At 52.2% G+C, this 19,501-nt stretch carries 14 protein-coding genes; 8 read left to right on the forward strand and 6 right to left on the reverse strand.

What is annotated here, in order from left to right; all coding sequences use genetic code 11:
- A partial coding sequence (locus tag C508_RS20575) for a hypothetical protein (protein WP_018704503.1) occupies positions 1 to 187 on the reverse strand: 187 nt, incomplete at its 3' end.
- Positions 188 to 227: 40 nt separating this feature from the next.
- Here C508_RS20575 and C508_RS0115590 point away from each other — a divergent pair.
- On the forward strand, positions 228 to 518 hold the full coding sequence (locus C508_RS0115590) for an HD-GYP domain-containing protein (RefSeq protein ID WP_018704504.1): 291 nt from the start codon (positions 228 to 230) through the stop codon (positions 516 to 518).
- Between the two features lie 253 nt (positions 519 to 771).
- On the opposite strand, the gene C508_RS0115595 is transcribed toward C508_RS0115590, so the two are convergent.
- From C508_RS0115595 to larAH10, 3 genes are all read right to left on the reverse strand, one after another.
- The gene (locus tag C508_RS0115595; RefSeq protein ID WP_018704505.1) at positions 772 to 4,038 is read right to left on the reverse strand and encodes a DEAD/DEAH box helicase; all 3,267 of its coding nucleotides are present in this window, start codon (positions 4,036 to 4,038) and stop codon (positions 772 to 774) included.
- Between the two features lie 92 nt (positions 4,039 to 4,130).
- Positions 4,131 to 5,843, reverse strand: coding sequence for a diguanylate cyclase (locus C508_RS18925; protein ID WP_018704506.1), 1,713 nt, complete (start codon positions 5,841 to 5,843; stop codon positions 4,131 to 4,133).
- A gap of 144 nt (positions 5,844 to 5,987) precedes the next feature.
- The gene (gene larAH10, locus C508_RS0115605) at positions 5,988 to 7,301 is read right to left on the reverse strand and encodes an NPN-dependent 2-hydroxyacid racemase, LarAH10 family (protein WP_018704507.1); all 1,314 of its coding nucleotides are present in this window, start codon (positions 7,299 to 7,301) and stop codon (positions 5,988 to 5,990) included.
- A gap of 312 nt (positions 7,302 to 7,613) precedes the next feature.
- Between larAH10 and C508_RS18930 the strand changes: the two genes are divergently transcribed.
- From C508_RS18930 to C508_RS0115635, 6 genes are all read left to right on the forward strand, one after another.
- Positions 7,614 to 8,639, forward strand: a complete 1,026-nt coding sequence (locus C508_RS18930) for a uroporphyrinogen decarboxylase family protein (protein ID WP_018704508.1) — start codon at positions 7,614 to 7,616, stop codon at positions 8,637 to 8,639.
- 228 nt (positions 8,640 to 8,867) lie between these two features.
- Positions 8,868 to 9,617, forward strand: a complete 750-nt coding sequence (locus C508_RS0115615) for a hypothetical protein (RefSeq protein ID WP_018704509.1) — start codon at positions 8,868 to 8,870, stop codon at positions 9,615 to 9,617.
- A 210-nt stretch (positions 9,618 to 9,827) separates the two neighbouring features.
- Positions 9,828 to 11,801: a methyl-accepting chemotaxis protein gene (locus tag C508_RS0115620; RefSeq protein ID WP_018704510.1), complete on the forward strand. Its 1,974-nt coding sequence runs from the start codon at positions 9,828 to 9,830 to the stop codon at positions 11,799 to 11,801.
- Between the two features lie 361 nt (positions 11,802 to 12,162).
- Entirely contained in the window at positions 12,163 to 13,047 is an 885-nt protein-coding gene (locus tag C508_RS19660; RefSeq protein WP_018704511.1) for a cupin domain-containing protein, read from the forward strand.
- Positions 13,048 to 13,443: 396 nt separating this feature from the next.
- Complete coding sequence (locus C508_RS0115630) at positions 13,444 to 15,417, forward strand: methyl-accepting chemotaxis protein (protein ID WP_018704512.1); 1,974 nt, start codon at positions 13,444 to 13,446, stop codon at positions 15,415 to 15,417.
- 150 nt (positions 15,418 to 15,567) lie between these two features.
- Complete coding sequence (locus C508_RS0115635; RefSeq protein ID WP_018704513.1) at positions 15,568 to 16,251, forward strand: type 1 glutamine amidotransferase domain-containing protein; 684 nt, start codon at positions 15,568 to 15,570, stop codon at positions 16,249 to 16,251.
- 60 nt (positions 16,252 to 16,311) lie between these two features.
- Here the strand turns inward: C508_RS0115635 and C508_RS18940 are convergent, their stop codons facing one another.
- Entirely contained in the window at positions 16,312 to 16,623 is a 312-nt protein-coding gene (locus C508_RS18940; RefSeq protein WP_018704514.1) for a hypothetical protein, read from the reverse strand.
- Positions 16,624 to 16,938: 315 nt separating this feature from the next.
- A complete protein-coding gene (locus C508_RS0115645) occupies positions 16,939 to 18,102 on the reverse strand; it encodes a CdaR family transcriptional regulator (RefSeq protein ID WP_018704515.1) in 1,164 nt (387 codons plus the stop codon).
- A 236-nt stretch (positions 18,103 to 18,338) separates the two neighbouring features.
- On the opposite strand from C508_RS0115645, the gene C508_RS0115650 reads away from it, so the two are divergent.
- Positions 18,339 to 19,484, forward strand: a complete 1,146-nt coding sequence (locus tag C508_RS0115650; protein ID WP_018704516.1) for a glycerate kinase family protein — start codon at positions 18,339 to 18,341, stop codon at positions 19,482 to 19,484.
- The last annotated feature ends 17 nt before the right edge of the window (positions 19,485 to 19,501 follow it).

Genomic DNA, 19,501 nt, shown 5'->3' on the forward strand with positions numbered 1-19,501 from the left:
TAGGGTGATCCGGTTTGTTATTCCATTGCCTCCTTGAAGCTTTTATTCTGGGTGGCAAATCTCTTTCTGCTATCCAGTTATATAATGCCTTCCTTGTTGGAAACCCCAAGCACTGAATAACTTTAGTCACGGATTTGCATTGGTCATACAGTGTTAGCGCTCGTTTTTTCTGGCCTTCTGAATACATTTTTCTTGCCCCTTTCAGAATGCCACCCGAGTCCAACTTTTTGTCCGCATCCCCAGGCCACCATGAAAAGTGGGACGGCAGCGGCTATCCGGATGGCTTGGTTGGCGAGTCGATTCCCTTATCCGCTCGCTTGATGGCGCTGGCGGATGTGTATGACGCCTTAATCAGTCGGCGGGTATATAAGGACCCGTATCCCCATGCTACGGCGGTGCGCATGATCGAGGCCGAATCAGGAACGCATTTTGATCCGGTGGTGGTGGAAGCCTTCTTGGCCTCGGAAGAGCGTTTCTTGGAAATCGCCGAAGCGATGCGGGATATAAAACTAGACTAAGCATCGCCTTAGCGCGGTATCTTTGTCGAAACAAGAAGATTCTCGACTCAAAAAAAGACGACTTGCAGGGAAATACGGAAACTCGTTGTGCTCAAACAACCGTATTTCTACTCCTGCAAGTCGTCGCTTTTTTGTCCTGCGGACCGTCTCGCCTCTAAAAGTTTCGCCAAGCACACCTTGCCGGGGCTGGCTTTTCTAAGACAGTATGTTTCTGCGAGCATTAGCTCTCTGGTGTCATGAAAAGTATGGGAACTTACAAGAACAGTTCGCGCAGTTCTGCTTCGCTTAACTTGCCCAGGAAATTTTCGCCCGGCTGAATAACGGAGTCGATCATTTCCTTTTTGCGTTCCTGTAGGGCGTAAATTTTTTCTTCGATGGTGTTTTTGGCGATAAGCTTATATACTTGGACGGATTGCTTCTGGCCGATGCGGTAGGCTCGGTCGGTGGCCTGGTCCTCAACGGCCGGGTTCCACCAGGGATCATAATGAATGACCATGTCCGCGCCGGTGAGATTGAGACCGGTGCCACCGGCTTTTAAGGAGATGAGGAAAACCGATTTTTCACCGCCGTTGAAGGCGTTCACCAGCCGCAGGCGTTCTTGGGCGGGGGTGGCGCCGTCCAGGTAGAAGCAGTCGATACCTTCCTTGGCCAGATGCTGGCGGATAAGATCCAGCATGCCTGTGAACTGGGAGAAGAGCAGCACCCGGTGGCCGCCGTCCAGGGCGTCTTGGAGCAGCTCGTGCAAGAGATCCAGCTTGCCGCTGCCGCCGCGATAATCGTCAAGAAAGAGAGCCGGATGGCAGCAAAGCTGGCGCAGGCGCGTGAGGAGCGCCAGAATTTTGATGCGGCTTTGCTCAAAGCCCTGTGCGGTAAGCTCTTCTTGCATTTCCTGGCGGGCTTTAGCCAGCCAGGCGGCGTAGACCTTGCTTTGGCGCGGCGTCATTTCAGCGCTCATCTTGCTTTCTACTTTCGGAGGCAGCTCCTTGAGTACTTCTTTTTTCAAGCGACGCAGCAAGAACGGACGGATGTGGCGGCTTAGGTTTTGCAGCGCCTCTTGATCCTGGTCTTTGACGATGGGGGTTTCAAAGTGATCCTGGAAGAATTTATGGCTCCGCAAGTAGCCGGGTAAAATGAAATCAAAGACGGACCACAGTTCGGTGAGAGAATTTTCCACCGGCGTCCCGGTGAGGGCAAAGCGCACTTGGGCGGGAATGTCTTTTGCCGCCTGCGCCGCCTGGGTGCCGGGGTTTTTGATATGCTGCGCTTCGTCGAGAATGGCGCAATAAAAGTTGAGTTCCTGGTAATTTTCGATGTCCCGGCGCAGTACGCCGTAAGACGTGATGAAAAGATCCGTATCTTCTAGGTCTTGCAGCGCCTCTTGACGGCTGCTTTGTTGGCCGGCAAGGACGCGCACGCGCAGGTCCGGCGTGAAGCGAGAGGCTTCCTCCAGCCAGTTATAGACAAGAGACGTAGGCGCAACGACCAGAGACGGTCTTGTTTCGCCTTGTTCCTTGGCGTATTGCAAGAACGTCAGCATTTGCAGCGTTTTCCCGAGTCCCATGTCGTCCGCCAGAATGCCGCCTAATTGATGCTGCGCCAGGGCGGTTAGCCAGCGGTAGCCTGTTTCCTGGTATTCACGCAGTTGGGCGTTGAGCTGCTGCGGCAATTCGCATTCGCTTTCTTCAGGGCGGCGGATATCCCGTACTAACTGGCGGAAGCTCTTTTCCCGTTCGACATGCAGAGATTGGCTTTCACGAGCGAGTAAATCCAGGTATAGCGCGCGGTAACGGGGCAGCGTTAAATTGTCTTGCGCTAGTTCTTGTTTGCTCAGTCCCAAGCTGTCTACCATCGCCAGCATCTCCTCGGCAGCGCCTTCGAGTTTTAGAAAAGCGCCGTCTTTGAGACGGTGGTACTGCTTTTTTTGTCGGTACGAAGCTAGAATATCCCAGAGTTCCTTGCGGTCCAGTCCTTCGTGCTCTAACGACAGCTCTACCAAGCCGGTGCTGCTTAATCGAACACCGGCGCTGGCGCTCATCGGGCGTATCTTGAGGCGCAGATCATCAGCGCCGAAGACTTCGGCTTGTTGCTGCAAGGCGGCTAGGCCTTCGTCGGCAAAATGAAAAAGCGCGTCCGGGTGCTCTAGCTGCCAAAACAGGCCGCTTTCCCGAAAGCCTGCCTGGGAAAGCGCTTGACGTACGGCGCTTTCCGCTGCTTCATCCCGCAGCCAGATGGCTCCGGTCTCATCCCGACGCGTCGGAGCGCCTTCTTCCAGGAGCTGCCCGGCGTAGCGGCATTCCAGCCGCGCCGCCAGGCCGGAGCCGTAGCGATCAAGATAGATCTTGGCCTCCAGCGGCTCCCGGCGAAAGCGCTGCTGCAGCGTTGCCGCCACTTGCACCGAACCAGCCGCTTCCAGTTTAGGCATCATGGCGCTGAAAAGAGGCTCTGATTCTTCCAAGGGGATGCGGAGTTCTCGGACTTTATGTCCTTGAAAATGTTCTAACAGCGGCGTCCAGGCCAGGCGAAAGTCTTCGGGAACGGCGTAAATGCTGCCGCCGCAGTAAAGATGGCTGCCGTTACCGGTCAGAAGTTCCCAGGAGGCTTCCGGAGCGTCCAGGCGTACGCTGACGCCTCCCGGAATATCGTCTAAAACAGTGGTGAGAGGAGGCTTGCCTGCAAGGACGGGCGCCGCGTCGTATTCCTTGTCGTTTAAAAGCAGCCGGATAGGAACGTGGTGCTGCTGGGCCCATTGCCAAAATTGACGCTGTTGGGCGCTGTCCAGGGAGAAGCCTCGTTTATTGTGGAACGAAGAGAGCGTATCGTTGGCGGTGAAAAAGCTGCCGCTCCAAGCGCGGCGTTCGCGCTCGCTCTGATAGGCCTCGCGAATCAGCGTGAACAGCTGCCCCGAAATACTGTCAAAGCGCATTGTGCCCGGGGTGAAAGTGAAATTTTTGCCGAACGGATGGGGCTGGCCCCAACAGAAATGCTCCAAAAAGGCAGGTAAGTCTTTCAAGACGTACAGACGGCCTACGCCAATGCTCAGCTCCAGCCAAGTTTGGGAGAGGACGCCGCTTTGGCGGCGGCAGTAAGTAACCGCTAGCTGTACTTCCTGGCTGCCTTTAGTCGTTGCTGCTGTTTGGGCCTGGGGGCGATAATGGGCCAAAAGGGCCGCTTCGGCAGGAGTCAGATTGGGGCTGTGTTGGCTTGCCGCGTCTTCGCCGTCAGGAAGAGAGAGCGCTTCGCGGTGTTGGATGGCTTTAAGAACGGCGACGATGTGCTTGCAGGCGCTATAGCCGTCATAGGCGGGGCAGTTGCATTGGTAATGGAGCATACGCGTGTCGCCCCATGCTTCAACCTTATAAGAGCGGGTGCCTCGGACAACCGCATAATAGCGCTGCTGGGCTGCGTCAAAGCGCAGTCTATCTACGCGGCCTTGGCGGTGATAGGTACAGCCGCGTTGGTAAGCGCTTTCCCAAGAGGCTTCTTGGGAAATGGCTTCGTCGGTTAAATGGAGATTTAGCATGAAATAATCCTCGTTTTCGCAGAATGGGTATCTTTTTATTATAACAAAAAAGCAGACGCCCGTAAGCGTCTGCGAGGAGAAAAGATAGAATTTTAGACAGGGGTGTTGTTATCATGGATATGCTGCCGCAGGAACGAAAAAAACTTCACGTCTTCTTTGAGCATATGATCCATGATTAGATCGTCAATAATAAAGGAAAAGAAAGCCGAAGTGCGGACAGATCCGTTATGGTACGCTTGTATCAACTGGTCGAATTTTGACAAAAGCTTATGGTGAAGCTGGGCGTGCTCGGTTGCTCCCTCGTAATGCAATTTGGTAAGCAGCCGTCCTTCGGAAGAAAAATGGAAATCGATATGTTCGGTAAGTTCTTCCAAATTTTTTTCCGTTTCTATCGAACCGCGTTGGTTCAGAAGACGCGTGGCCAGTTCCAGCAGCTTGCGATGCTGCGTATCAATTTCCCGGCTGCCGCTGTTCCAGGCCTCTTGCCAGTGCAAGTCGACGTTGGTTAACGAGTGGGCATCTTCTACCGAACTAGGCATGACGCGGTTGCGACCGCTTTCTTTGGCGATGTACATAGCTTGGTCGGCGCGTTTGTACCAGCGCTTGAAGGATTCGGCCCGCAAACGCTCGGCAACGCCGAAGCTGGCGGTCGTGCAGCCTGCTACGGCATGGGGATGGGTTTCTAGTTCCTTCCGTAGCTTTTCGGCCACTTGAATAGCCCCGTTGAGATGGGTCTGGGGCATGAGAATGGCGAATTCTTCACCGCCCAGTCGAATTAAAATATCCGCTTGGCGCAGTTGGTTTTTCGCTAACCGCACCGTATGTTTCAACACTTCGTCTCCTACCGGATGCCCCCAAGTATCGTTGACTTTTTTAAAACGGTCCAAATCGAAGATAACCAGTGAAATGGTTTCGTTATAGCGGTCAGCGCGGTCCAGCAGCTCGTCGAGGGTCTGATCCAAGAAATAACGGTTGTAGACGTTGGTTAATTCATCAGTGGTGGCTTGCAGTTTCAGACGATGATTTTGGGCAGTTAAGAGGGCCGTTTGTTCGGATAGCTTTGCGTTGACTTCTTGCAATTCCTTTTCTAAGCGGCGACGCTCACTAGTATCCCGGGCAGAGGCGTAAATGTATTCCCCAATAGGATGAGCGCGCCATTCCAGGTATTTATACTCACCGGTTTTGCAGCGGTAGCGGTTGATGAATTGGTTAAGGGGGATTTCTTCTTTTAACGTTTTAAGCGCGGCAAAGGTGGCGTCTAGATCGTCAGGATGAATGAACTCAGTGACGGATTGTCCTTCTAGTTCGTCCGTGCTGTAACCGAGAATATTTTCGAATTCTTGATTGACCCGTATAAAGCGTCCGTTCTTATCGCCAACGGCAAGCATGTCCAAGTTGGACTGCAAGAACCCTTTGAATTCGATTTCCTGCATCACTTCCTGCGTGATGTCCGTAGAAATGGAAGCGACCGTGTCGGCGTCTAAAGTGAAAAGCGTCGTGCGCAGCCATTTGTCGATGAATTGCGCATGAAAGCTCAGGGTAATCTCTGTTTGGCTTCGGGATGCCTCATCCAAGCTGGAGATGAAACGTTGAGTTCTCTCGCTATGATGGGGGTAAACCTCCAAGAAGCGTCGGCCGATTAACTTGTTGGCGGGTCGCTGGAATAAACGTTCTAGCGTAGGATTTACATGTAAGAGAAGGCTGTCACAGACAGCGCCGGTATCATCGCGGAGCAGCCGGTGGTACGCAATGGCATTGGGAGATCTTTCAAATAGAGTGCGATGATAATGGGACGAAGTGGACATCGTGACGGCCTCCCTTTTGATTGTATGCAATAAAAACGTATATAGTCATTATAGCAGTCTTGCAGGAGAGGATATACTGTTTTTTCCAAAAGGGGGAAATAATAACGCCAAGGACCTAGCAAAGAGGCCTTGGCGTTATTAGGTTTAGCCTACAGAGACTTTGCCGTCTAAAAGGGGCACGGTATTAGCGCCTTGCGGCATGACAATATAGCGGGGGGCGTCGCTGGCACAGCGTTCTTTGGCGATGGCTAAGGCTTCCTCCATGGTGCTTACAGGAATCATGTTGGCTTTTTTTACTAAATTCGCGTTTTGCGGCAGCGTTACCATGATAAAGGTGGCTATGTCGCCGCATTCCATTTCCTTGAGGACTACCCAGCCGGGGATGCCAAAGTTCTTGCGCAAAGCCGCCTCCATTTCCTGGCGGCTGCCGTATTTGAACCAGTCGCTGAATTCCGGCGGCTCGTAGATGTCCGGGCATTCGCTGAGGAGGATCACCACGCCGCCGCGCTTGACGGCATAGTAGGCGTTATCCATGGTTTTGCCGGTTTGGTACAAATTGATGTCCTTAGGAAACCCGCCGGCAGTGGTAATGACGATGTCGCCCTTTTCCGGGATCTCCACGCCGTAAATTTCATCGACCAATTTGGTCCCTTTTTGCCAGGCGGAGACCCAGTTGCCTGCAAAAATGCCCGCAAACTCGCCTTTGGGAGTGGGCACGACATTAAGAATGAAGTCGGGCTTAACGAAGGCGGCAATTTCCATCATGTCTTCATGACATTCATTGCCTTCGGTGCGGCCGGAAAACGCATTGGGGTTCGAACCGGAGGCGCCGCCGGGTGCCAGCGCCCACAGATGGTTCTGGCGGATGGTCTTAATGGAGCTGCAGCCGGGCAAAATGCTTTTGCGGCCGCCGCCGTAGCCTACCATGTAGTGGTAGATAATGCCGCCGGTGAGAATGACTCGGTCGGCTTCCGCCACCAAGCGGTTGACGGAAACTTCGGTACCCCGGCTGGTCTTGCCGAGATACACCATGTTGGCGTCGTCCCAGGCGTCATGATTAAGGACGCGTACGCGGTGGCAGACCGTTTCACCGCAGAGGGTGACGAATTCGCTTTCCGTATTTTGCCGGTGACCGCCGACGACAATAAGCACGGTAATGTTTTCATCCGGCACGCCGGCTAGATTCAATTCATCCAGCAAAAGGGGCAGGACCTGGTCCATATTTTGCCAGGCGCGGGTAATATCACTTACGGTGATGACGACGGTTTCTCCCGGACGAACCAGTTCGCGCAGCGGCGGGCTGTCGATGGGATGAGCCAGTGCCTGGCGTATAGCGCTGGAGACATCTTCAATCGGCGGATAATCGCGGCCTAAAACTTCACAGGCTACCTGTTCGCTGGGCAGAGAAAAAGCAAGTTCTCCTTTGCCGTACTTTAGGGAAAAGGATTTTTGACTCATAATAAAGGCCTCCTTTTTGGGAAAAATAAACGAAAATAATACAGCCAGTCTTCTCGCTGCATTTGCGAAAATCCTGCCTTTTAGAAGGAATAAATACTGGAAGAAGAACCGTATAAAAACGAATGAACTTTCAGTGCGGGAAGTAGACAAAGAAACGGTGCTGGTTTTTTACAGTTGACAGAGGGTTTGACAATATGCTATTATTTGCAAAACCTATAAAACACAGCGCTGATCAGAAACCTGAAGGCCTGACCATCTTGTAAAAGAGATGCTCAGGCCTTTTTCTTTTTGGCAGTGGAAGGAGTGGTAGTCATGCAAAAAGTGGAGAGAGTAAAAGCGGCTCTCAGAGGCCTCCCTGTAGACCGGCCGCCGGTGTCCTTATGGAAGCATTTTCCCGCCGCGGATCGGGATCCGCTGCAACTGGCGCAGGCGCATGTGTCATTTCAGGAGAAATTTGATTTAGACTTCATCAAACTGACGCCATACGACTCCTATCCGGTGCATGACTGGGGCTGCGAAATTCGTTTTTTTGACACTCCTACGGAAGTAGCGGTTCTGCGGCGTCCGGCGATAACGCAAAGCAGTGATTGGCTGAAGATCAAGGCCGTGGATGCAACGCAGGGAGCCTGGGGGCGTCAGGTGCTGACTACGCGCTGCGCCGTGAGCCTGGCCCAAAAGGATGTGCCGGTAGTGCCGACGGTGTACAGTCCGCTGACGGTGGCCCGTAAGCTGGCCGGGGAGCGGGTGGCGCGCGATCTGCGGGAGTATCCGCGTTTAGTTCACCAGGCCTTGGAGGCCATTACGGAAACGACGCTTGCCTTTGTTAAAGAAACACTGCGCGCCGGAGCGGCAGGCATCTTTTTTGCTACCGCCTGCGCCACGCACGATTTTCTGAGCCAGGCGGAATATGAAGCCTTTGGCCGCCGTTACGATTTGCAGGTGTTGGCCGCAGCCGAAGAAGGCTGGTTCAACACACTGCACATCCATGGCCGCAAAATTTTCTTTGATGAATTTCTCGATTATCCGGTACAGGCGCTGAACTGGCATGACTGCCACGAGTATCCGCCGCTGCGCCGAGCCAGAGCCTTAACCGATAAATGCATTTTGGGAGGCTTGGATGAAGAAGGAGCGATTTCCTACGGTTCGCCGAGCGAAGTGATGGAAGAAGTAGCTTATTTCCTTAGTGAAACCGATCTGCGCGGTGTGATGGTGGGGCCTGGTTGCGTAACTATTCCCAACCCGCCGGACAACAACGTAGCCACGGCGCGGCTGGTCGTGGAACGGTATGCTCAAAAAGATCTGTGGAAATACCTTTCCTTTGATTCCGCGGCCTTGTAAAAGCAGCTTGCCAACGAAGCGAAGCCGGGGATTGAACAAGAGTTGCAAGGAGAATCGTAGGGCGTACCCCACAATCCTTCTTGGGATCCTTCCGTGACTCTGGTTCTTTTGTTCAAAAACCGGTTTTCGTGTTTCTCCTGCGGACCCTCTCGTTTCTCCTGTCTTGGCGTTTTCTCCAAAATGCTTTAAAATGAAAATATTGGAAAGCAAATACAAGGAGGAGATGGGATGCTACGGAGATCATGGCGTATTTTTACAATTTTTCTATTGGTGACTTGGCTGCTGCCGGCAGCCTTGGTTGGCGCGGAGGAGCGCAAAGATGAATGGAAGCAAAGCGGTTTTGACTTTAAGACCGTGAAAATGCTGGTAGTAAAGACGGAATTTGGACCGGATGCGGCTGTAGATGATATGCGGAGGCTGGTTTTAAGCGATAGAGTGAGAAATCAGTTTTCCATCAATGAGCGTTTTGCTAAAGCCGGGTTGGCGTTTTTAAGCTATCCAGATTTGGTGAAGAAGGCGGGCGCCAATAACAATGAAAATATGGCGGAACTGGAAAAGAGCGATCCGGCGCATTTTAATCAGCTAATGCAAGATGCTATTGCTTTTTATGCGCAAGGTTTGTTGCAAGTTCGCTTTACGGTGTATAATGATACAATTCGTCATATTCCAGCCTATATGGAGACCTACACTACGACCGAGCGCGTATGCCGGAATAAAACAATAACCGGACCGGATGGAAGACAGACGACGATTGAAGAGTGGGTGGATATTCCGGTGACGAAGATTCGCGAAGTTCCCGCTCATGATGAAATAACGGCGCACACAGGGATCGAAGTGACTTTGTTGGATGCTAAAACCAATCAGCCGGTATGGAAGATGGTCGATAGCCGTGACGCTGTAGGTAAAGATAAGGACGGCATGGTAGATCGGACTTTAAAGCGGGCGGCGGAGCGGTTGGAAGCGCTGAAAAACGGCTGAACTTTAGGGATAGTTGATTATATTAAAGATAAATAATGAATAAAGATTCTAACTGTGTTAAAATAAAAGAAAATAGCAATTAATGCAAAAGCTTGACGAAGCTCAATTTTGCCAGGGTTACTCGCTAACGCTAAGGACTTTTCCTTGTGGTAGGTGTGCCCTGGCTTTTTATTATACAGGTGAAAGGATGAGCAGAAAGGGTGATGCAAGATGAATTTGCGAAATCGGATGATTTTAACCATTTTCTTCCCGGTCATGGCCATTCTCGTTGTGCTTTCTGGGTTTGCTTATTGGCAGGCTAGCACGATGTTGCGAGAAGAGATCAAACTAGAAATGGAAGCCATGGCGGCGCATCGCAGTGCGGAAGTAAATACGCTGATCGTCGGCAAGATGGATCAAATGCAGGCGCTTGTTAACACCTGGAGCGTTGCATTGCCGAATGAAAACGAGTTGCGAGGCGTGCTTACGCAATTGACGAAAAACACTCCTGGCGTGCAGGATGTATTTGTGGCCTTTCCGGACAAGCGCTTTATCGACGGTACGGGCTGGGTGCCGCCGGCCGATTATGACCCGACCGGGCGCGGCTGGTATACGGACGCCGCTAATTCTCAAAAGGTAGTGATGTCTAAGGTTTACATGGACGCCATTACCAAGAAGCCCATTGTGAGCTTATCTATGGCCATCCGGCAGCAAGGTAAAGTGGCCGCAGTGGTCGGCATGGATTTATCGCTGCAGCAAATTAATGACGCCGTGCTCGGCATCAAAATCCGGGATACGGGATATGCTTACTTGCTCAACCAGGAAGGATTTTTTGTAGCCCATAAGACATTGAAGCTAGAAGATAACATTATGCAAATCGAAAATGGAAGCTTGGCTGCAGGGGGGAAAGTATTTTTAAGCGGGAAGCCTTCCTTTAGCGAGTATGTCTTTGGCGGAGTGGAACGGTTTTTAGCCTCCATGCCTATAGGAGACAGCGGCTGGGTGATTGTTTTGGGCGTTCCTAAAGACGAAGTATTTGCCAACGTAAATCGCTTAGCGATGACGATGCTTGGCATTGGCGTGCTTTCGCTGGTGCTTTTGCTGGCCATCGTTTTCTTCATCGCTCGCTCCGTCGCCAATCCGGTGGCGGAAGTGGCGGCGGCGGCCAAGCAGGTGGCTGAAGGCGACTTGCACATGACCTTGGAGCCTACAGACCGCAAAGATGAAATTGGCATTTTGCACAGCAGCTTCGAAGCTATGACTAAAGGGCTGCGGCAGATGGTCGGACAAACGCTGCAGTCGGCGGAACAGCTGGCGGCTTCATCGGAAGAACTGACCGCCAGCGCTGGTCAGTCTGCGGAAGCGGCGCAGCATGTGGCGCAATCGGCCGTTGCCATTACCGAAGGCGCCGGACGGCAGAGCACTGCTGTGACCGAAGCGGCTAAAGTGGTGGAATCCATGTCGCGGAAGATGGAAGAAGTTGCGTCTGTTGCCAGTGCGGTAGCGGCGGCGGCCAATGAAACGACGAAAACCACAGTAGAAGGGCAAAAAGGCTTGGCTTCGGCCATTGAAAGTATGCAGGCGATCGGTACCGGAGCTGAACAGGTGGGCGGAGCCATTCAGGCTCTTGACGCCAGTTCGCAGCACATTTCGGAAATGGTGGCCATGATCACGGCCATTGCCGGTCAGACCAATCTTTTGGCCCTTAACGCCGCCATTGAAGCGGCGCGGGCGGGCGAGCACGGCAGGGGCTTTGCGGTAGTGGCGGATGAAGTCCGCAAGCTAGCGGAGCAGTCGGAAACAGCCGCTAGGGAAATTACCAATTTGATCGCGGAGAATAATGGCAATATCCGGCAAACCGTTGACGTGATGGGCGTGCAGAAGACCCGTGTCGGCGAAGGCGTAGATCGCGTGAATGAAGCGGGCAGGCAATTTGCGGAGATTGCCCGTTTGGTGGAAGATCTGTCCAAGAAGATTATGGGCATTACGACGGTAGCGGAGGCGGTCGTAGCGGACAGCCGCAACACCGTCCGCTCGGTGGAAGAAGTGAAGACCATTTCCGTAACCGTTGTGGGCGAGGCGGAAAGCGTTTCCGCGGCTACGGAGCAGCAAGCGGCGTCTATGCAGGAAATTGCCTCGGCCAGTCAGACGTTGGCTCATTTGGCGCAGGACCTGCAGGCGTTGGTGGGGAAATTCCGGATGTAACGGCAGCTTAAAACAGACCGGGAGTGCAGCAGGGAGGCGCTCCCGGTTTGTTTTTGTTCCTAAGTTTGCAGGTGATTAAATATACAAAAAATTCCTCAAAACTATTAGACAAATGGAAATATATAGATTATAATAAAAACTGCGCACATAGAAACCGGTTTCTAAAAAATATGCTTAAGAAATTACTAACGGAAGCGTGCTGCGTCGCAAAAGAAAGAACCATAGGCGCAGATTATACATAATTAGGTGATTTCTTGACTAGAGAAGGAGGCGGGAAAACGGTTTTTTTCTTTTTTGCTAGTAAATCGGTATACTAAAACGATAAACTAATGAACCAGCTAAAAAAGAGAGGATGAATGAAATGAAGCGTATATTCTTATTCGGCGTATTGTGCCTGATGATGATGACGGGAACCGTTTTTGCCGCGCCAGGGCCGGTAGTAGGAGATAAAGGGCTTTTGGACGCTTCGGCGGACAAAGGACTTTTAATTAATTTGGATGAGTTTTTTGCGGCCCATCAGCCGACCAACGCAGGTCCGCGCGGCGATGAAGTGTTCAAGTCTCCTCGTGTGCAGGCCAGCTTAGTGACAAACCAGGGCAAGTTAATCGGTTTACATTACCATGCGACAGCCGATGAAATTGTTTATGTGCACAAAGGCCAAGGCGAAATGTTTATCGGCGGCAAATGGGTGCCGGTAAAAGCCGGTGAGATTCATGTCAATCCTCGTGGCGTAGTTCATGGAACCCGGGTGACCGGCGATGAGCCTATGGAAGTGATCGGCTTCTTTACGCAACCTCAAGAAAGCGGCAATGATAAAGTATTTTTCCCTGATAATTTCCAAGGCGTAGTGGGTGCGCCGTCTTTGCCGGACGCTTCGTCCAAGGAAGGAATGCTGATTAATCTGGATTCTTTCTATGCGGAACATCCGCTCCAAGCCGGTGCGGCCACTCGTGGCGATTCGGTCTACAAATCTCCTCGCAGTGAACTGGTGTTAGTGCAAAATCACGGTCCTTTGATTGGCCGTCATTTCCATAAATCGGCCGAAGAAATTGTTTTTGTCTATAAAGGCCAGGGTGAAATGTACATTGATGGACAGTGGGTGCCTGTGAAAGCTGGCGATCTTCATATTAATCCTCGTGGCGTATATCATGCTACCCGGGTAACCGGCGGGGAAGACATGAAGGTATTCTGCCTCTTTGCGCCGCCCCAGGCTGGCGGCAACGACAAAGTCTTCCTGGAAAAATAAACAACCAAATACGTTGGCTCCGGCTGCAAAATTACGCTTGCAGCCGGAGTTTTTTTGTTTTAAAGGCGTTGTACTTTGAAAAGTCGCAGCTGTGCGTCGTTTATGTTTAAACATAGAAAACAAGTCCATTGCAAATGGAAGAGAATGGAACGAAATATGCGCTTGTTTCTTGTTTTTATTGTTTTTGTGTAAAAAATGCAGGGAATGCATTGCGTTTTGGAGCAAAAATGGTATAATTGTCCTATCTCCAGTGGACAAAATGAAAAGAAATTCGGTAAAGCAACACGGTTTGCAAGGCAATGTAGCCAAAGCAAATTCGCGTTGCTTTTTTGCATTTTGTCCTTGGTTTCAAGGTAAATGCCTGTAGGAGAGCAGGCGTTGAAGGAGGCGGCGGCTATGAAATTACGGTCAAAAATGATGCTGGCAATTTGTATTCCGGTGATGGTGGTGCTGGTTCTGTTGAGTGGAGTGGCATATTGGCAGGCGAGCCGCGCTTTAACCGAAGAAATTCGTATGGAAATGAGTCAGGCATCCGCCCGCTATGCGGAAGCGGTGCAAACCATTCTGTCGACGAAGCAGGAAACCGTAGGGGCTTTGGCAGCCGCGTGGAGCGTAGGCCTTCCGGCGGACGAAGAAATTTTACGAACCGTAACGTATTTAACGAAAAATACGCCTGGGGCGCAGGATATTTATGTGGCCTTTCCCAGTAAAAAATTTATTGACGGCACAGGCTGGGCGCCGCCGGCGGATTATGATCCGGCGACAAGAGATTGGTTTAAAGACGCTCTTTCCAGTAATGGCGTGGTATTTTCCAAAGTATATGTTGATGCGATTACCAAAAAACCGGTTATCAGCCTTTCCGCCGCCATTCGGCAGAATGGGACGCCGATAGCGGTGCTGGGGATGGATTTGTCGTTGGATGCGATCGGGCAAATGACACAAGGCGTGCGCATGAGAGACTCCGGGCAGGCCTTTATCTTAAACCGCGAGGGCTTCTATGTCGCTCATCCTTCATTGACGTTGAACGATAACGTACTAACGATGGAAAATGGAAAACTGAAGGAAGCGGGAGCCGCCTTTTTGAGTGGTCGTTCCAGTTTTCAAGAGCTTTCTTTTAACGGAGAAGATCGCTTTTTTGCCTCGAGTCCCGTAGGCAGCAGCGGCTGGGCGTTAGTGCTGGAGGTACCCTCTGCTGAGGTGTATCAGCCGGTTCGCGAGTTAGGCTTATGGATGGCGGGCTTGAGTGTGGCGGCTATTCTTTTTCTGGGCTTTGTCTTGATGAACGTGGCGGGTGCGATTGCTAAACCCGTAGCCATAGTAGCTGCAGCGGCGCAGAAAGTGGCTGCCGGAGAGCTGCAGATTCACCTGGATGCCAGCGAGCGCGCCGACGAAATTGGTGTGCTGAATAATAGCTTTTTGGCGATGGTTGCCAGTTTGCGGAAGCTGGTCGGAGAGACGGTTCGTTCGGCGGAAAAATTGGCGGGTTCTTCGCAGGAACTGACGGCCAGCTCCAGTCAAGCAGCGGACGCTTCGCAGCAAGTAGCTCAGGCTGCTGTGGAGATTACAGAAAGCGCCTCGCAGCAGGTTAGCTCTGTAGAAGAAACCGCTTTGGCCGTGGAACGTGTAGCACAGCGCCTGGAAAAAGCGGGGAAATCGGCCGAGGCTGCTTCCGGCGCTGCCGAACAGACGGCTAACACCACGATTGAGGGGCAGAAAGGTCTGGCAGCGGCAGTAGAGAGCATAGACGCCATTGGCAGCGGCGCAGCGCAAGTGGGCAGTGCGATTCAAGAGCTGGACAGCAGCTCGAAGCGTATTTCAGAAATTGTAGATATGATTAAAACCATTGCCGGACAGACCAATCTTTTGGCGTTGAACGCCGCTATTGAGGCGGCGCGGGCGGGCGAGCACGGGCGGGGCTTTGCGGTAGTGGCGGATGAAGTGCGCAAGCTGGCGGAGCAATCGGAGCACGCAGCGAAAGAAATCACAGAGTTAATTGCGGAAAACAATGGAAATATACGGCAAACCGTTGAAGTGATGGACGTGCAAAAATCGCGCGTTGGCGAAGGGGTGGCTCAAGTTCGCGAAGCAGGGAGGCAGTTTGCGGAAATTGCCTCCTTGGTGGAAGAATTATCGGCGCAGGTACGGGATATTTCCGAGGAGGTATCAGGGACCGTGGCGGAAAGCCGTCAAAGCGCCGCAGCCGTACGGCGGATCAAAGATCTTTCCCTGGCCGTGGCGGACGAAGCCAGCGACGTATCGGCGGCGACAGAAGAGCAAACCGCTTCTATGGAAGAAATTGCCGCCGCCAGTCAAACGCTGGCGCAGTTGGCGCAGGAACTGCAGGAATCGGTAGGAAAGTTCCGCATGTAGATCCTGAGCAGTTGGGATCATTCGGAAGTTTCGTTGGTGCTTATTAGTTGTTTCGCTAACAAAGGGCAGGAAAACGCACTTGTATAGGGAAATAAACAATAGGTATGCTGTCATGAATTGATAGCATAGCCGGCGAAAGGAGTGACAAGGATGAATCAAGGCGGAAAACTGCTCATGGTAGTAACGAGTGCCAAGGCAATGGGGGTTCACCGGACCGGACTGTGGTTGGAAGAGTTTGCGGCGCCGTACTTGCTCTTTCTTCAGGCCGGCTTTGAGGTGGTTGTCGCGAGTCCCCTAGGAGGCGAAACTCCTATTGATCCGCGCAGCGTAGCTGTGGGACAGCCGGCAGCTTGGCAAAAGGCAGCCGAGGTATTAAAGAAGACGCGGAAACTCAGCGAAGTGGAACGTGAAGTTTTTGATGCGATTATTTTGCCGGGCGGTCATGGCCCGATGGTGGATTTGGCTAAAGATGAAATCTTAGCGGCGCTTCTCCAGCGGGCGGATGTGGACGGCTGGGTGATTGGCGCTGTCTGTCATGGTCCTGCCGGCTTGGTGCGGGCGCAAAAAGAAGACGGCACGCCGCTGGTGGCTGGACGCCGCCTAACTGGCTTTACCAATGCAGAAGAGCGTATGGTGCAACTGGATGAAGCGGTGCCCTTTTTGCTGGAAAACCGGCTGAAAGAGCTGGGCGCTCATTATGAGCACAGCAAACCTTGGGAAGCGTTTGTCATACGTGACGGCTCCTGGGTGACCGGACAAAATCCGCAATCAAGCGAAGCTTTTGCCAAAGAAGTCATTGTGGCGGTGAAAGAAGCTGCCTGCGTGGAATGCTAACTAAAAATCGGCCCTTTGCTGTTTATAGCAAAGGGCCGATTTCTTACTTTGTCAGAGAATTTATGCTTCTTCTTTTTCGCTCAGCTCTTTCATGGCTGCAAAGCGCTCTTCAGCGGATGCTCCAGACGGCCAAGCTTCGGCAAAGGTCTGAGAATTTTTAAACTCTACGTGCCAGCGAAAAGCGCCGGCTTCGCAGTAGTAAGAAAAAATTACTTTTTCCTCTAATGATTCCGGGACGAGGCCTTCCTCCGTGGTGAGAATGGCGTACGGGCCGTCTTCCGCCGGCTCGTAGCAAAGGGTGGGGCCGTCCTCGGCAAACTCAATGATTTCAAATCCTAAAGGCTGGTAAAAATCTTCAATAACATGGCTCATGTAAAATCCTCCTTTTTCGGGAAGCTATTGCTTGATTCGCGACTCACGCCAAAGCAAATCTTTTACCGTCAAACTTTGTCAAAAAGCCTCGACATAGCACCACTATGTCTGCGTTTTTTTTCGCGTTTGACGAAAAAATCTTTTGCGTTGACGCAAGCACTCATTCAATCATTGGCATCCCACTCTATTATTCCGTATTTGTTCAAAAAATTTGCCTCTTATAACATCACCGTTGCAACCTCCCTTTACTCCCTTCCTACTCCTGCGTACCCTCCCGCGACTCCGATTCTCCTGTTTAAATCCTCGTTCCTTCTCTCATCTTTCTAGTAGCAGCCGGCAGAGTACGGCATGGTCGAAATGATGGCAAGGGTCTAGGCCGGTGGAACTGCGCAGCTTAGCCAGACGGAAGAGCAGTGTATTGCGATGAATGAACAGTTCTTTCGCCGCCAGAGACGTGTTGAGATTTTGCTCCAGGAGGCAGCGCAGGGTTTCTTCCATGTTGAATTTGCGCAAACTGGCTTGATGCAGCGTATCTTGCAGACGTTGCAACGGGAGGCAGTTAGGGCCGGGTGCGTAGCGCAGCGCGTAAGCTGTTAACACAGGAAGCTCTTCGATCGAAGCGATCGGTTTAGCCGGAGTACAGTGGCTAAGCGCAAACAGCGCTTCCCGGTAGGAAAAATGCAGCTGCGCTGTAACGGTGTTGCTGCTGCCAAGGCCGATGGGAAGGGGCGCAATGTGCGGCGGTAATAACTGCCCTAATTCCCGGCTCCATTGAAACAAGGCGTCCAAGGAATCCGGCGCGGAGGTCTGCGTTTCCCTTAAAATGATCAAGCGCTGTTCCAGAAAAACGACAAAATCACGGGGGCCGATGCAGGGGGAAGGCAAGAGCTGCTGCAGGATGTTTTCACGCAGACGGGTGAAGACTAGGTCATATGGGCCAAAGGCAAGCGCTTGCAGGACAAGGGGCGCCGTATCAATGACTACAACCTGGCGCATAAGGGATAAATCGTATTTGAGAAGCTTGGCGGATGCTTGCAAAGAGGCAGTATCTTGCTCCGCTTTTTCCGAGAGCAGCAGGCTGGCGAAGTGCTCGTGCAATTGGGCTTGGGAGCGAAATTTCTCCATTAGCACATCGCGCTCTAAAATTAATTCGGTAACGGCTTTGAGCAATTTCGCGGTGTCGCGGACTTCTTCAGGATGACCGGAAATGCCGACGACGCCGATTACCTGTCCCTCTAAAAAGATGGGCATATTAACACCTGGAAGCGAACCGGGAAACAGATTGACCTCTTCCGGTCGAATCTCCACTGTTTGCTGTTGGGAGATGGCGTCAAAGGCGCCTTTGTGAAAATGACCGATCCGATTGGCTTGAAAAGAAGCAATAATGGTCCCAGTAGCGTCCATGACATTGACGTTTTGCCGCACTAAGGGCATGAGGGAATTGACGACCTGCTGCGCCAGGCCGGGGGTGAGGAGCATGCTGCAAAGCCTCCTTCCTTTATCCAGGCTATGATAGTAGTATTTGGCGATTTTGTCTAAAATCCTGCTAAAATAAAAAAGATATTGCCTATATTTTTACAATTTTATGTGCAAAACTTCTAAAAAATCATTAAAAAATCGTGCAAACCAGACAATTGCCTTCGTCAAGGAACTTAGTATAGAATAAAATAAATAAGTGCTTTCGGAAAATTTAGCTGTTTTAAGGAGGAAAAACCATGCGTGTAATTATTGCGCCGGATTCTTATAAAGGAAGCGTTTCGGCTTTAGAGGTAGCTCGGGCTATGCAGAGAGGCGTAGAAACTGTATTTCCTCATGCAGAGATCCAACTGGTGCCGATTGCCGACGGCGGCGAGGGTACGGTGGAAGCCATGGTCGCCTCCACAGGCGGTACAGTAGTGAAAAAGTCGGTTCAAGGTCCGCTGGGAACGCCGGTGGAAGCCTACTACGGACTGCTGGGCGATAAAGTGACGGCAGTGATTGAAATGGCGGCCGCTTCCGGCTTGCCCTTGGTGCCCAAGGCGCAGCGAGATCCCAGAGGGACGACTACCTACGGGACCGGCGAACTGATTAAGGCGGCCCTGGATGCAGGCGCTAAACGCTTGGTCATCGGTATTGGCGGCAGCGCGACGAATGACGGCGGCGCGGGCATGCTGCAGGCGCTTGGCGTACGTTTCCTTGATGAGACTGGGCAGGAATTGCCTCCAGGCGGCGCTGCGTTAGCGAAGCTGGCGAGTATTGATCTAAGCGGCTTGGATGCTCGTTTGGCGCAGACGGATATTTTAGTAGCCTGTGACGTGGATAATCCTCTGTGCGGTACGCGCGGCGCTTCGGCCGTATACGGTCCGCAAAAAGGAGCTACGCCGGAAATCGTGCAGGAACTGGATGCAGCCTTGGCCCGTTATGCGCAAGTGGCGCAGGAGGTTACAGGCAAGGACGCAGCCAATGTAGCGGGCGCAGGCGCGGCTGGCGGCCTAGGTGCGGGATTCCTCTTTTTTACGGAGGGCCGTTTATGTCCCGGGGTGGACGTAGTGCTGGAAACCGCTAATTTTGAAGAGATGGTGAAAAAGGCGGATTTGGTGTTGACTGGCGAGGGTTGTACAGATTATCAGACCGCTTACGGCAAGGCTCCGGTGGGAGTTTCAGCCTTAGCTAGAGCGTATGGCGTGCCCTGTATCTGTTTGTCCGGCGGTTTGGGAGAAGGCTGCAGCGCCGTGCGTGAAAAAGGCATTGACGCCTTGAGCAGTACCGTGCCTGGACCTTTGAGTTTGGAAGAATGCATGGAGCGCGGCGCGGAGCTGATTGAAGAAGCCGCTGAACGCGTATGCCGCCTGTTGGCGGTGGGGATGGGTCTGAAAAAATAGATAAATTGCCTAATAAA

The organism is Anaeromusa acidaminophila DSM 3853, assembly GCF_000374545.1.
GTDB classification, from domain to species: domain Bacteria; phylum Bacillota; class Negativicutes; order Anaeromusales; family Anaeromusaceae; genus Anaeromusa; species Anaeromusa acidaminophila.